A 13,772-nucleotide genomic window follows, 5' to 3' on the forward strand; every position below is an offset into this window, starting at 1 on the left:
CATATTGTGTCGACATGGAACAGAAACCGCCGACCGCAGTCATCGAATCTGACCACCGCGAACACCTCAACGACCTGCCCTTCGACGACACCGCAGATTTCGACAACGCCGACCGCGGGTTCCTGGCGGCGCTGAGCCCATGTGTGATCAAGGCGGCCAACGGCACCGTCGTGTGGGACAACGACGCCTACGCGTTTCTGGGCGGTGACGCGCCGACGTCGGTGCATCCCAGCCTGTGGCGGCAAAGCCAACTGTGCGCCAAACAAGGGTTGTACGAGGTCGTCGAGGGCATCTACCAGGTACGCGGATTCGACCTGTCCAACATCAGCTTCATCGAGGGCGACACCGGCGTCATCGTCATCGACCCGCTGATCAGCACCGAAACGGCGGCCGCCGCGCTGGCCCTGTACCGCGAGCACCGCGGTAATCGTGCCGTCAGCGCTGTTATCTATACCCACAGCCACGTCGACCACTTCGGCGGCGTGCTCGGCGTGACGACCCAGGCCGACGTCGACGCGGGCAAGGTCGCGGTCATCGCACCCGAGCACTTCACCGAACACGCCGTGCAGGAAAACGTCTATGCCGGAACGGCAATGGCCCGCCGCGCCACCTACATGTACGGCACCCAACTGCCGATCGGGGTTACGGGCCAGGTCGGATGCGGGCTGGGCCAGCGCACTTCGACCGGTGAGGTCGCGCTGATCGTGCCGACCCTCGACATCATTCGCACCGGCGAAACCCACACCGTCGACGGCGTCGAGATCGAGTTCCAGATGGCGCCCGGCACCGAGGCGCCCGCCGAGATGCACTTCTACTTCCCACGCTACCGCGCGCTGTGCATGGCCGAGAACGCCACCCACAACCTGCACAACCTGTTGACCCTGCGCGGCGCGCTGGTACGCGATCCGCACGTGTGGGCCGGCTACCTCACCGAGGCGATCGACACGTTCGCCGGCCGCACCGATGTGGTGTTCGCGTCGCACCACTGGCCGACGTGGGGACACGACCGCATCGTGGAATACCTTTCAGTGCAACGCGATCTGTACGCCTATCTGCATGACCAGACGCTGCGGCTGATCAACCAGGGCCACACCGGTGTCGAGATCGCCGAGCAGTTCCAGCTGCCGCCCGCGCTGCACAAGGCCTGGCACACCCACGGCTACTACGGTTCGGTCAGCCACAACGTCAAGGCCGTCTACCAGCGCTACATGGGCTGGTTCGACGGCAACCCCGGGCGGCTCTGGCCGCATCCGCCCGAGGCGATCGGGCCCCGCTACGTCGAGGCGATGGGCGGTGTCGACCGCGTCGTCGAACTCGCCAAAGCCGCCTTCGATAGCGGTGACTACCGCTGGGCGGCAACGCTTCTCGATCACGTTATGTTCACCGACGAGAACCACCGCGGCGCCCGCGCACTGTACGCGGACACGCTGGAACAGTTGGCCTACGGCGCGGAGAACGCCGTGTGGCGCAACTTCTTCCTGTCCGGCGCCACCGAGCTTCGCGACGGCAACTTCGGCACCGCCACCCAGCCGACATCACCGACGCTGTTGGGGCAGCTGACCCCCGAGCAGATCTTCGAGAGCCTCGCGCTCAACGTAAACGGCCCCCGCGCATGGGATCTGGACATCGCCGTCGACGTGACGTTCCTCGACGTCGGCACCAACTACCGGCTGACGCTGCGCAACGGGGTTCTGGTGCACCGCAAGGTGCCCGCCGACCCGGCCACCGCGCAGGCTACCGTCGCGCTCGCCAACAAGCTGCGGCTGCTGGCACTTGCCGTCGGCGACAACGCCTCCCCCGGCATGGAGGTGACCGGCGACACCGCGGCGCTGGAGTCGCTGATCGCCGCGGTGGACCGGCCCGACCCGGCGTTCAACATCGTCACACCCTGAGACGAGTGGGCTCACGCCGTAACGTCTGCCGAGCGTGGGGTTAAGGCACGCTCCAACCGCTCAACCCGTGTTGGTAACCCACGTTCGGCATCGGTGCAAGCCGCCTAGGGGATGCCGCCGTCGACGCGGATGATCGAGCCCGACGTGTAGCTCGACGCGTCGGACATCAAAAATAAAGCGGCGCCGATGATCTCGGGCGGATTGCCGAGCCGCTTCAATGCGAAGTGCTGAGCACCCTTCGTCGTCGCGGGGATGTCCCAGGCCTTGCTGATGTCGGTGAGGAACGGACCCGGCATCAACGTGTTGACCCGCACCGTCGGCCCGTACGCCAGCGCGAGCCCCTCGGTCAGCGCGTTGAGCCCCGCTTTGGCGGCCGAATACGGCAACTGCGCCGGCTGCGGTCGGCGTGACCCGCTGGAGCTGACGTTGATGATCGACCCGCCGCCGTCGGCCACCATCCGCTCGCCGACCAGAGCCGACAACCGGAACGGGCCCTTGAGGTTGAGGTTGAGCACCGAGTCGAACAGCTTCTCGGTGACCGAGCTCAGCGATTCGTACAGCGGCGACATGCCCGCGTTGTTGATCAGCACGTCGACCTTGCCGAACTGCTCGTAGGACGCGTCGACCAACCCGTCGAGCTCGTCCCAGCGCCCGATGTGCACTTGATACGGGAACGCCTTGCGCCCGGTTGCTTCGGCGATCTCCGACGCGGTGGCCACACACGAGTCGTACTTGCGGCTGGCAATGACGACGTCGGCGCCGCACTGCGCGGCGGCGAAGGCCATCTCGCGGCCCAGCCCCCGGCTGCCGCCGGTGACCAACACCACCCGGTCCGTCAGATCGAACAGTTCGTCCGCATATCCCACCGCTTTATGGTGTCACGGTGCAGTTGCTACTCATCCGGCATGCGTTGCCGCATCGCAGTGAGCCGGGCCAGGGTTCTGACCCCGACCTGTCCGTGGAAGGCGTCAAGCAGGCGACGCGGCTACCCGATGCGCTGGCGCGGTTCCCGATCACCCGGCTGATCAGCAGCCCGCAGCGCCGCGCCCAGCAAACCGCGCAACCGGTCGCCGACGCGCTGGGCTTGCCGATCGAGATCGATGCGCGGCTGGCCGAGTACGACCGGGACCTGGCCCACTACATCCCGATCGAGCAGATCGCCGCCGAGTTCCCCGAGGAGCTGGCCCGGCTGGCCAGCGGACACCTGCCCAGCAGCGTGGACGAGGGCGCGTTCCTGGACCGCATCAACGAGGCCGTCCGTGACGTGGTGGCCGCGGGCGACCACGAGGACACCGTCGCGGTGTTCAGCCACGGCGGAGTCATCAACGGGCTGCTGCACACCATCCTGCGCACCGAGAAGGTGCTGTGCGTCAACGTCGACTACGCGGGCGTGACCCGGCTGCTGTCCTCACGCGAGGGCCCGCTGTACGTGGCCTCGGTCAACGGCACCGAACACGTATGGGATCTGCTGCCGCGAAACCAGCGGTGGTAGACAAAGGCGGTGACTACACCGTCCCCGGAGGGGCTCGACCTCGCGGCTCTCGACCGCCATCTTCGTTCGGTCGGCATATCCCGCGCCGGTGAGCTGCGCGCCGAGTTGATCGCCGGCGGCCGCTCCAACCTGACGTTCCTGGTGCGCGACGACGTGTCGCAGTGGGTGCTGCGACGGCCACCGCTGCACGGCCTGACGCCGTCGGCGCACGATATGGCCCGCGAGTACCGCGTGGTCGCCGCGCTGGCCGACACCCCGGTTCCGGTGGCGCGCGCGGTGACGATGCGCAACGACGACGCCGTTTCCGGCGCACCGTTTCAGATGGTCGAGTACGTCGAGGGCCGGGTGGTGCGCTACGCCAGCGAGCTTGAGCAACTCGGCGACACGGCCGCGATCAGCGACTGCGTCGACGCGCTGATCAAGGTGCTCGCCGACCTGCACTCGGTGGACCCCGAGGCGGTCGGGCTCGGCGATTTCGGCAAGCCCAGCGGATATCTCGAACGCCAGGTGCGGCGCTGGGGCGGCCAGTGGGAACTCGTGCGCCGCGACGACGACCCGTGCGACGCCGACGTCAAACGTCTGCACGACGCCCTGGCCCAGGCGATCCCGCCGCAGAGCCGCAGCTCGATCGTGCACGGCGACTACCGCATCGACAACACGATGCTCGACGCCGACGACGCCACCAAGGTGCTGGCCGTGCTGGACTGGGAAATGTCCACGCTCGGCGACCCGCTCAGCGACGCGGCGCTGATGTGCGTGTACCGCCATCCGATGTTCAACGTCATTCACGCCAGCTCGGCGTGGGCGTCACCGCTGATGCCCGAGGTCGACGACCTCGCCAACCGCTACGCGGTGGCCTCAGGGCAGTCCCTGGACAACTGGGGCTTCTACATGGCGCTGGGCAGCTTCAAGGTGGCGATCATCGCCGCTGGCATCGCCTACCGGGCCCGCGTGGGCGGCGGTGTCGCCGACGACACCGAACGGGTCGACGAAGCCGTCGGCCCGCTGATCGCCGAGGGCCTCAAGACGCTGGCCTAGCGCCCACTTTTCCCCGCGAGCAGACGCGAAACACCCTCAAACAGAAGCTTTTTGGGGGTTTTCGCGTCTGCTCGCGCATAGTACTCACGCCAAGTAAGTGACCCCTTGACAGGTTTCTGCGGGCACGATAGCGTCTGCGCTACTTGACCGGCCGGCCGGTAAAGTGATGAAGGGAACAAAACCACGTGACCGAGACTGACATCACAGTCCAAAAGCCTGAGATCCCGGAGCGGATCCTCGTCGCCGCCGCCCGAGTGATGGAGCGCGAAGGGTTCGCCAACGCCTCCCTGCGTCAGATCGCCGAAGAGGCGGGCATGACGAAAGCGGGCCTCTACTACCACGTCGCCAGCAAGGAAGTGCTGCTGTTCGCGCTGCACGATCGCTTCGCCACCAGGCTGCGCGACTACTCCGAGCGCATCACCGCCGCCGACTTGTCCCCGACCGAGAAGCTGCGCGAGCTGATCAAGCAGACCGTGGAAACGGCGGCCGTCTACAAATCCGAGGGCACGGTGTTCCTGAGGGAGTACAGCCACCTCACCGGTGAGATGGCCGCGACGGTATTCGCCCAGCGCGACCACTTCCGGTCGATGTTCGAAGCGGTGATCGACGACGGCGTTGCCGCCGGTGAATTCCGGCCGGGCAAAACAGGTTTGGACGCGCTCGCGATCCTCGGCGCATGCAACTTCACGGCCTTCTGGTTCGACCCCGAAGGCACGGCGAGCATCGACGAGATCGCCGAGGAGTTCGTGGACCGGCTGGTCTACGGAATGAGCGCCGGTGACAACGACAAGGGAGGTCGGTCATGAGCCCGGATACTTCGCTGCGGATCGGAATCGACACCGGCGGCACGTTCACCGATCTGGTGCTCGCCGAAGGTGAGAACGTGCGCATCGGCACCAAGTCACTGACGACGTACGACGACCTCGCCAACGGGCTGCTGCGCACCGTGGAGAAGGCCGGGCCGGGTGACGCGCCCGTCGAGCAGATCGTGCACGGCACGACGGTCGCGCTCAACGCGATCTTGACCCGCCGCGGTGCCGACATCGGCATGGTGACCACCCACGGCTACCGTGACCTGCTCGACATGGCCCGCGGTTGGCGGCCTTTCGAAGCGATGGTCGACCCGCGCTGGCGTCGGCCTCATGAGCTGCGCCCGATCGTCGAGCGGTACCGCCGCCGCACCGTCGGCGAACGGCTGATGGCCGACGGCGGCGTGCTGATGAAGCTCGATGAAGACCGCCTCCTGCAGGAGGTGCAGCGCCTGGTCGACGACGGCTGTCAAGGCATCGCCGTGTGCTTCCTGCACGCCTACAAGCATCCCCAACACGAACAGCGTGCCGCCGAACTCATCCGCGACCGGTTCCCCGGAATCAGCGTGAGCACGTCGGCGGAGGTTGCGCCCTTCCCGCGCGAATACAACCGGTTCTCCACCTGCGTGCTCAACGCCTACGTCCAGCCGCTGATGGAGTCCTACACCTCGCGGGTCGAAGGCCGCTTGCGCGAGGCCGGCATCGAGGCCCCATTGACGTTCATGACCAATGACGGTGGCCTGGTCACCGCCGAACAGGTCACGGCCCGGCCGGTGGCGACGCTCAACAGCGGGCCCGTCGGCGGGGTGATGGGTGTGCAGGCCTACGCCGAGCGGCTCCAGATGCCCAACCTGGTGGGCTTCGACATGGGCGGCACCAGCACCGAAGTCGCCGTGGTGGTCGACGGCCGAGCGTCGGTCAAACGCGAACTCGAAATCGAACACGACCTCCTGGTCAGCCTGCCGGTGGTGGAGATCCACAGCATCGGAGCGGGCGGCGGCAGCCTGATCGCGATCGACGAGGGCGGCGGGCTCAAGGTGGGTCCGGAGAGTGCGGGCAGCGATCCCGGCCCGGCGTGCTACGGGCACGGCGGCGTGCAGCCGACTGTGACCGATGCATTCCTGCTGCTGGGCGTACTGGATTCCCAGGTGCCGCTCGGTGGGGAGATCTACCCGGACGTCGCGGCTGCGGAGGCGGCCTTCGCTCCGTTGGCGAAGACGCTGGCGCTCACCGAAAAGGACGTGGCCCGTACCGCGTTGGAGGTCGCCATCCACAACATGGCGGAGGCGGTGCGCCGCCTCACGGTGTACCGCGGCGCCGACCCGCGGGAGTTCGGGCTCGTCAGCTACGGCGCGGCCGGTCCGCTGGTCGCCAGTCAGATCGCGCGCACGCTGCAGATGCCGCGGGTCGTGATCCCGGCCCTGTCCGGAGTGTTCTCGGCGTTCGGTCTGCTGACGGCTCAGGCGTTCGAGGAGGAAGTCACGCCGGTCATGGCGACCGTCACCGCGGATATCGCCCACGACGTGTTGAGCCAGGCCAGGCGGAGTTTGGACAAGCTGACCCGTCAACTGCGCGGTCGCGGTACCACCGACGTTGTCGTGGAAGCGTGGCTCGATGCCACCTATCTCGGTCAGCGCTGGGAGCTCGCCGCGGCCATCGACCCGGAACACCCTGAGCCCCTGCAACATCTGTCCGAGGCATTCGCCGCCGCGCACCAACGCCAGTTCGGCTACAGCTTGCCGGCGCCGATCTACGTCCAGACACTTCGGACCAGGGCGGTCTCCACCGATCAGCGGCGATTGTTCCCGCCGCGGCTGACCAATACCACGCCGGCGCAACCGAAGCGCCGACGCGACATCACCCTGATGGGTCAGCTGAACCGGGATGTACCGGTCTACAACGCCGACGAGTTCGCACCCGATCAGGTGTTGACCGGTCCGGCGGTGATCGAGGCGCAGACCTACACCGGCGTGCTCGTCACCGGTGATGTGGCGACTGTCAACGAATTCGGCGATGTGGTCATTGAGATCGAGGAGAACAACCAGTGACAATCCTGGCCCCGCAACCGGTTTCCGTGCTCGGCGCCCAAGAGGTCGAAGACCGCTACGGCGTCGACATCACCACCGCCGAAGTCATCCGGCACGCGCTGGAACACATCGGCCTGCAGATGCAGATCAAGATCAACACCGCAGCGCTGAGCCCACTGCTCAGCGAGGTCAACGACTTCGGCATCGGGCTGCTCGCTCCCCGTGATCCGGAACGTGACCTGGACTTCGACGCGATCGCGATGGGCACTGCCGCACCTGGGCACTACGTGATCAACCAGTTCTATGCACGGATGGCGATCGAACACTGGGGTGTGGAGAACTTCAAGCCCGGCGACGTCATCATCTTCAACGAGCCCTACCGTGGCGGCAGCCACATCAACGACGTCGGCACCCTGATGCCGATCTTCGATGACGACGGTGAGCTGGTCGGCTTCGCCGCCGGCATTACCCACTGGCTCGACATCGGTGGCCCGATCCCCGCCGGTTTCGGTCCGGGCCTGCAGCGCGATATGTACGCCGAAGGGATTCGGATCTCGCCGCGGCACCTGTACCGCGAAGGCGAACTCGTCCGCGAGACCGTCGAGTTGTTCACCGGACAGACCCGGATCCCCGATATCAGCATCAACGACCTCCAGGTCATCCGTTCCGCGCTGAAGCTGGGCGCCGACATGGTGCTGCGCTACGTCAACCGGTACGGACGGGATGCCTACGCCGGCGCGGTGCAGTACTCCCTGGACCACACCGAGCGGGCGATGCGCGCGGCACTGACCCAGATCCCCGACGGCGAATGGTCCGCTGAGGACTATATGGACAACGACATGGACGGCGATCCCATGCTGATCCGCTGCACGGTGCGCAAGCACGGCGGCGAGGTGGAGGTCGACTTCTCCGGTTCTTCGCGCAACGAGTGGGGCGGCTTCGCCTGCACCTGGTCGGACGGGGTCTCCGGCGCGCACCTCGGGCTACAGGTGGCGCTTACGGAGTCGATCAGCCCCAATGCGGGTGCCTACCGCCCGGTGCACGTGGTGTTGCCCCCAGGTAGTTGTCTGCACGCGCTGCCACCGATGTCCACCAACGCCGGCCACACCATGTTCATCGCCAAGGCCATCAACTTGGTGAAACGGGCGCTTTCGCAAGCGGATCCGGCGATGGCGGTAGCCGAGAACTACGACGATGTGCCGTTCTTCAGCATGGTCGGCGTCGACACCCGCAGCGGTGTTCCCACGCCGTTCATCTTCATGAACGTGTTCCAGGGGCCGTTCGGCGGCACCGCGTTGGGCGACGGCAGCTGCTACACCTTCCAGGAGGGCGGCAACTGCGTGGTGACCTCGGTCGAACTCGATGAGGAAGCCTTCCCCGTGCTGTTGCTGGAACGCGAGTTCGTCGCGGACACTGCGGGGTCTGGGCAGTATCGCGGCGGACCGGCTACCCGCAGCGTGCTCGTCCCGTTGGCCGATTGCGAAAGCTCGTTTCAACTCGACCAGTGCCGGATCGGACCGCGCGGCGCGTTGGGCGGCGACAACGGCGCTACCGGTCACATCACGGTTTATCGCGACGCGCTCGACGCCTGGGCGTCCGGTACCGACCTCGGTGAGCCCGAGGTGCTGGCAGGAATCGTCGACCAGTCCGGCCGGTTGGCGCGCGAGGAAGTTCCGGGCCACACCGAGTTTCGGTCCAGTAAACAGGCCGGCGTGCTGGTCGGCGCACGCGATGTCGTCGTGCATCAGACCCCGGGTGCGGGCGGCTGCGGTGATCGGGCACGGCGCGATCCGCAGGCCGTCGCGCGTGACATCCGCAACGGCATCGTGACCGCAGCGACCATCCAGGAGTAACCATGAAAATCTTCCCCCAGCCCACAGAACTGTTCATCAGTGAAGCCACCGAGGAGGTCGACGACGGCTGCGAGCGCTGCGGCGCCCGGCCGCTGGCGCGCTACCGGGTGGTTGACTACCGCGGTTGGCTGCGCGTGGTCAAATGCCGCACCTGCCTGCACACCGCCGATGCGCAGCGGATCGAATCGCCGGTGCTGTCGGGGGAGGTGTAGTGGACCTCCTCGATTCCGTGCTGAGCACGGTCGTCGAACGGTGGGCTGCCCAGGATCCGGACCGGGTGTGCATCGTGCAGGACGACGGCATCAAGGTCACCTACCGTGAGCTCGACCAGCGCGCGTCCGCCATCGCGGTCGCGTTGGGCGACCGTGGTGTGCAGGCCGGCGATCGTGTGGTGACGTTGGTTCCCAACGATGTTCGGGCCGTCTATCTGATGCTGGGCCTCAACAAGATCGGGGCCATCGAGGTGCCGATCAACCCCGGGCTGGTGGGCGCGAGCCTGTGCCATGTGCTGCACGACGCCGCACCGAAGGTCGCCGTGATCGACAGCGGGCATCGTGAAGCCATCGAAGCGGCGCTGCCTCCCGACACCTGCCGGCTGATCGTGGAGGTGATTCCTGAACGCGGCACACGGCCCGCCGGCCCTGACGTGCTGGACACGATGATCGTGAACCCCGTTGCACCAGTGAGAACTTCCGCGTTCGGTCCGGACATCTCGTCGATCATGTACACGTCGGGCACCACCGGTCTGCCCAAGGGGGCGGTGCTACCGCATCGCGCCACCGCGATCATGGGTGAACGCACCGTGCGGGCGCTGGAGTTGACGCCGGACGACACCTTGATCACCGTGCTGCCGCTGTTCCACGGTGGCGGCAAGTACATGAACGTCGGCGCCTGCCTGATGTCGGGCGCGCGGCTGGTGTTGGTCCGCAAGTTCAGCGCCAGCAAGTTCTGGGAACAGGCGCGCCAACACCGGGCGACGGCGGCCCACATGGTGGTTTCCATGGCGCATTTCCTGCTGGCGCAGCCCGAGTCGCCCACCGATCAGGCCAACGACATCACCAGGGCGTTGATCGTTCCTGCTCCGCAAGCTCTGGCTTCGGCCTTCGCGTCACGCTTCGCGATCCCGATCTTCGAGATGTACGGCGCTACCGAGATCAATATCCCAATCCTGAACTCGGCCGACGGCACCGCGCCGCGCGGGTCCTGCGGCCGGCCGGTCGAGCCCTTCCGCGTCCGCATCGTCGACGAGTACGACCGTGCGGTGCCGCCTGGCGAAGTGGGCGAGCTCTGCATCACCTGCGAGGAGCCGTGGGCGATGACCACCGGCTACTGGAACCAGCCGAAAGAAACGCTGAACGTGATGCGCAACTTCTGGTTTCACACCGGCGACGCCGCGCGGATGGACGAGAACGGCTACGTCTACTACGTCGACCGCCTCAAGGAAATGATCCGCCGCCGTGGCGAGAACATCTCGCCACGCATCGTCGAAGACGCGATCAACACGATCGACGGCGTGGTGGAATGCGGCGCCTACCCGGTGCCGTCGGAGTTCGGCGAGGACGAGATCGCGGTCGCGGTGGTCGCCGAACCAAACCGGGTCCCCACCCTCGAAGACATCGCCGCCGTATGCGCAGAAGCGCTGCCGCGGTTCGCGATACCTCGTTACGTGCGCTTCGTCGACGAACTACCCAAGACCGAAACCGCCAAGGTCCAGAAGTACAAGCTCAAGCAGCAGGGCCTAGCTGACGCGGTGGAACTGCCGCAACTCACCACCCAAGGAGCACAACGATGAACCTGGACGGCCGCTGCGCCCTCGTGACCGGCGCCGCATCCGGCATGGGCCGGGCCACTGCACAGACCCTGCACAAGGCAGGGGCCAACGTGGTGATGCTCGACTTCGCCGATGAGCCGCTGGAGAAGGCCGCCGCCGAACTCGGTGACGGGGCGATCGCGGTGCGCACCGACGTCAGCGACGCCGGGCAGGTCGAGAACGCGGTGCGGCAGGCCACCGAGCGGTTCGGCACCGTGCACGCCGCGGTCAACTGCGCCGGGATCCCGTCGATGATGAAGACGGTGTCCAAGGGCGTCCCGCACAGCCTGGAGGTGTGGCAGCGAGTTATCGACGTGAACCTGACCGGGGTGTTCAACGTGATCCGGCTCTCCGCGGCGCAGATGGTGACCAACGAACCCGATCCCGAGACCACAGAGCGCGGGGTCCTGGTCAACATCGCCTCCGGAGCGGCCTGGGACGGTACCCGCGGCACCGTCGCTTACGCCGCCAGCAAGGCGGGTGTCATCGGTATGTCGATGCCGATCGCCCGTGATCTGGCTGTCGAGGGGATCCGTTGTGTCTCAGTGGTTCCCGGCGTCTTCGAGACCGGGATGGCCGGCGAGGTATCGCAGGCCGTGTTGACCTCGCTGCAGGAGTCGGTGCTGTTCCCCAAGCGCATGGGTGATCCGCCGGAAATAGGACGGCTGATCGAGCACATCATCACCAATTCCTACTTCAACGCCACCTGCATCAGCCTGGACGCCGGGCTGCGCGCACGCCACTAGGAGCAAACCCAACTCATGTCATCCATTCTGGAAACGCATCGCGACGGCCGCGTACAGTGGCTGCGCCTCAACCGGCCCGAGGTGCTCAACGCGCTCAACAGCGACTTGCTCAACGAGCTGCGTGATGCGCTGGAGGCGGCCACCGCCGACCCCGAGGTACGCGTCATTGCGCTCACCGGGACCGGCCGCGCCTTCAGCGCGGGTGGCGATCTCAAGTTCGTGCTCGGCGAACTCGAAGACGGTGTCGACGGACCAGACGGCGTGGACACCAGCGTCCCCGCCTTCACCGCGCTGCGGCAATGCCCCAAACCGGTGATCGCCGCCGTCAACGGCGTGGCGGTGGCCGGGGGCTTCGAGCTGCTGCTGTTCTGCGATGTGCTCTTCGCCGCTGAGAGCGCCACCTTCGCCGACGGGCACGCCAACTACGGATTGCTCCCGGCGGGCGGCGGAGCGGCCGTGCTCCCTCGACGCATCGGTGCGCAACGCGCGAAAGCGCTGTTGTTCAGCGGTGATCCGGTATCCGCGACGACGATGCGTGACTGGGGAATGGTGTATCAGGTGGTGCCCGATGACCAGTTGACGGCTACCGTCGAGCAGTACTGCAACAAGCTCGCCGACAAGAGCCCGCTGGTGCTGCAGGCGATGAAAGAACTGGTCAACGCGGCACTGGACCACGACGAGGACATGGGACTTCGGCACGAGATGCTGCTGCTGCGAAACCATATGAACAGCAAAGACTTCCACGAGGGCTTGACCGCCTTCACCGAGAAGCGCACTCCGGTTTTTGAAGGGCGATGAACGATATGGACACCTACATTCTCGGGGTCTACGCGACGAGCGTCGGCAAGTTCCCTGACAAGAGCCCCAAAGACCTGACCCGCGAGGCCTACCTCGGGGTGCTCGCCGACGCGCGGCTGGAGGACACCGACGTCATCGGTGCGGCGTGGTTCTCCAACATGCTGATGGAGAACCAGGGGCAGCCTTACCTCAAGGGGCAGTTGTGTTTCACCCCGTTGGTCAACGACGGATTGTTCCCTCCCGGAAGGTCGGTCACCAACATCGAAGGCGGTTGTGCCGCAGGGTCGCAAGCCTTCAACAATGCGCTGCGCGAGGTGCAAGCCGGGCACAGCGAGGTGGCGCTGGCCATCGGTGTGGAGAAAATGGTCGACCCGGCCGATCCTCGCGCCGCCCTGCGTGGGATGGAAGGTGCACTGGATTGGCTGGATCCGCAGTCGTGGCGCGACCTCTACCAGCGCACCGCCGCGGCGAACGGGATGACCTTCGAGACCGGCCCGGACAGCAGTGTGGCGATGGACCTCTACGGGATGTGGGCACACACGCACATGCGGGCATACGGCACCACGCCGGAGCAGATCGCCACCGCGGCGGCCAAGAACCACACCAACTCGGTGCACAACCCACGCGCCCAATATCAGTTCCCGCTGACAGTGCAGCAGGTGCTCGAGGACCGGATGGTCAGCGATCCGTTGACCCGGGCGATGTGCGCTCCGGTCGGCGACGGTGCCGCTGCCGCGCTGATCTGTTCGCAGAAGTACCTCGACAGGTGTCCCGCGGAGGTGCGTGAACGCGCGGTGCGGGTGCTGGCCAACGAGGTGGCGACCGGGGTGTTCGACGTCTCCTGGGAGGACGAGCGCGCACCGGTGATGGCGTCGCGCCGCGCCTACCGGACCGCCGGGCTCACGCCGCAGGACATCGATCTGGTCGAGCTACACGATGCGAGCTCATTCGCCGAGATCCACCTGCTCGAAGACCTCGGTCTCTGCGAACGCGGTAAGGGCGGTGAGTTCACCGCCTCCGGTGCCACCGCCATCGGCGGCGAGCTGCCGGTCAACGCGTCGGGTGGGTTGGTCTCACGCGGCCATCCCATCGGCGCGACCGGCTTGATGATGCTCAACGAGCTTTCGATTCAACTGCGTGGCGAAGCGGGCGGTAACGCCGTGGCCGACCCTCGTTACGGCCTTGCCGAAAACGGCGGCGGCGTGATCGGCAACGACAACGCCGTGTGCTCGGTGACCATCCTCGAACGTCCGGACAGGTAGGGCCCGGGCTTGAACGTCACATACGCCGCCGCCAAACCGGTGCGG

Annotated in this window: 12 protein-coding genes; 11 read left to right on the top strand and 1 reads right to left on the bottom strand. The window is 66.5% G+C overall.

All coding sequences use genetic code 11. The features are described from left to right. Positions 1 to 14: 14 nt before the first annotated feature. The gene (locus ABQE93_RS05990) at positions 15 to 1,892 is read left to right on the top strand and encodes an alkyl/aryl-sulfatase (RefSeq protein WP_448406346.1); all 1,878 of its coding nucleotides are present in this window, start codon (positions 15 to 17) and stop codon (positions 1,890 to 1,892) included. Positions 1,893 to 1,996: 104 nt separating this feature from the next. Here ABQE93_RS05990 and ABQE93_RS05995 read toward each other — a convergent pair whose 3' ends face one another. Beyond that, a complete protein-coding gene (locus ABQE93_RS05995; protein WP_448406347.1) occupies positions 1,997 to 2,758 on the bottom strand; it encodes an SDR family NAD(P)-dependent oxidoreductase in 762 nt (253 codons plus the stop codon). Positions 2,759 to 2,775: 17 nt separating this feature from the next. Here ABQE93_RS05995 and ABQE93_RS06000 point away from each other — a divergent pair, with 17 nt between their 5' ends. The 10 genes from ABQE93_RS06000 to ABQE93_RS06045 all read left to right on the top strand — a co-directional run bounded on the left by ABQE93_RS06000 (position 2,776) and on the right by ABQE93_RS06045 (position 13,727). Continuing rightward, positions 2,776 to 3,384, top strand: a complete 609-nt coding sequence (locus tag ABQE93_RS06000) for a histidine phosphatase family protein (RefSeq protein ID WP_448406348.1) — start codon at positions 2,776 to 2,778, stop codon at positions 3,382 to 3,384. 9 nt (positions 3,385 to 3,393) lie between these two features. Next, positions 3,394 to 4,422, top strand: coding sequence for a phosphotransferase family protein (locus ABQE93_RS06005; RefSeq protein WP_448406349.1), 1,029 nt, complete (start codon positions 3,394 to 3,396; stop codon positions 4,420 to 4,422). Between the two features lie 185 nt (positions 4,423 to 4,607). Further along, complete coding sequence (locus ABQE93_RS06010) at positions 4,608 to 5,228, top strand: TetR/AcrR family transcriptional regulator (protein ID WP_448406350.1); 621 nt, start codon at positions 4,608 to 4,610, stop codon at positions 5,226 to 5,228. Next, positions 5,225 to 7,279 carry a hydantoinase/oxoprolinase family protein gene (locus ABQE93_RS06015; RefSeq protein WP_448406352.1) on the top strand — a complete coding sequence of 685 codons (2,055 nt, stop codon included), beginning with the start codon at positions 5,225 to 5,227 and terminating at the stop codon, positions 7,277 to 7,279. Before ABQE93_RS06010 ends, ABQE93_RS06015 begins: the two co-directional genes overlap by 4 nt. Beyond that, positions 7,276 to 9,111 carry a hydantoinase B/oxoprolinase family protein gene (locus ABQE93_RS06020; RefSeq protein WP_448406353.1) on the top strand — a complete coding sequence of 612 codons (1,836 nt, stop codon included), beginning with the start codon at positions 7,276 to 7,278 and terminating at the stop codon, positions 9,109 to 9,111. Before ABQE93_RS06015 ends, ABQE93_RS06020 begins: the two co-directional genes overlap by 4 nt. A 2-nt stretch (positions 9,112 to 9,113) precedes the next feature. After that, entirely contained in the window at positions 9,114 to 9,323 is a 210-nt protein-coding gene (locus ABQE93_RS06025) for a hypothetical protein (protein ID WP_448406354.1), read from the top strand. Beyond that, positions 9,323 to 10,903, top strand: coding sequence for an AMP-binding protein (locus ABQE93_RS06030; protein WP_448406355.1), 1,581 nt, complete (start codon positions 9,323 to 9,325; stop codon positions 10,901 to 10,903). The genes ABQE93_RS06025 and ABQE93_RS06030 overlap by 1 nt, the downstream gene beginning before the upstream one ends. Continuing rightward, positions 10,900 to 11,667: an SDR family NAD(P)-dependent oxidoreductase gene (locus tag ABQE93_RS06035; RefSeq protein ID WP_448406356.1), complete on the top strand. Its 768-nt coding sequence runs from the start codon at positions 10,900 to 10,902 to the stop codon at positions 11,665 to 11,667. The genes ABQE93_RS06030 and ABQE93_RS06035 overlap by 4 nt, the downstream gene beginning before the upstream one ends. 15 nt (positions 11,668 to 11,682) lie before the next feature. Beyond that, on the top strand, positions 11,683 to 12,465 hold the full coding sequence (locus tag ABQE93_RS06040) for an enoyl-CoA hydratase/isomerase family protein (RefSeq protein ID WP_448406357.1): 783 nt from the start codon (positions 11,683 to 11,685) through the stop codon (positions 12,463 to 12,465). 5 nt (positions 12,466 to 12,470) lie between these two features. Then, entirely contained in the window at positions 12,471 to 13,727 is a 1,257-nt protein-coding gene (locus ABQE93_RS06045) for a thiolase family protein (protein ID WP_448406358.1), read from the top strand. Positions 13,728 to 13,772 lie beyond the last annotated feature (45 nt).

Source organism: Mycolicibacterium sp. XJ662 (assembly GCF_053484035.1).

What these genes read in the sequence shown, in the direction of transcription:
- ABQE93_RS06040 (WP_448406357.1), top strand. Translation starts at nt 11,683, where the DNA reads ATGTCATCCATTCTGGAAACGCATCGCGACGGCCGCGTACAGTGGCTG.
- ABQE93_RS06035 (WP_448406356.1), top strand. Translation starts at nt 10,900, where the DNA reads ATGAACCTGGACGGCCGCTGCGCCCTCGTGACCGGCGCCGCATCCGGC.
- ABQE93_RS06045 (WP_448406358.1), top strand. Translation starts at nt 12,471, where the DNA reads ATGGACACCTACATTCTCGGGGTCTACGCGACGAGCGTCGGCAAGTTC.
- ABQE93_RS06015 (WP_448406352.1), top strand. Translation starts at nt 5,225, where the DNA reads ATGAGCCCGGATACTTCGCTGCGGATCGGAATCGACACCGGCGGCACG.
- ABQE93_RS05990 (WP_448406346.1), top strand. Translation starts at nt 15, where the DNA reads ATGGAACAGAAACCGCCGACCGCAGTCATCGAATCTGACCACCGCGAA.
- ABQE93_RS06025 (WP_448406354.1), top strand. Translation starts at nt 9,114, where the DNA reads ATGAAAATCTTCCCCCAGCCCACAGAACTGTTCATCAGTGAAGCCACC.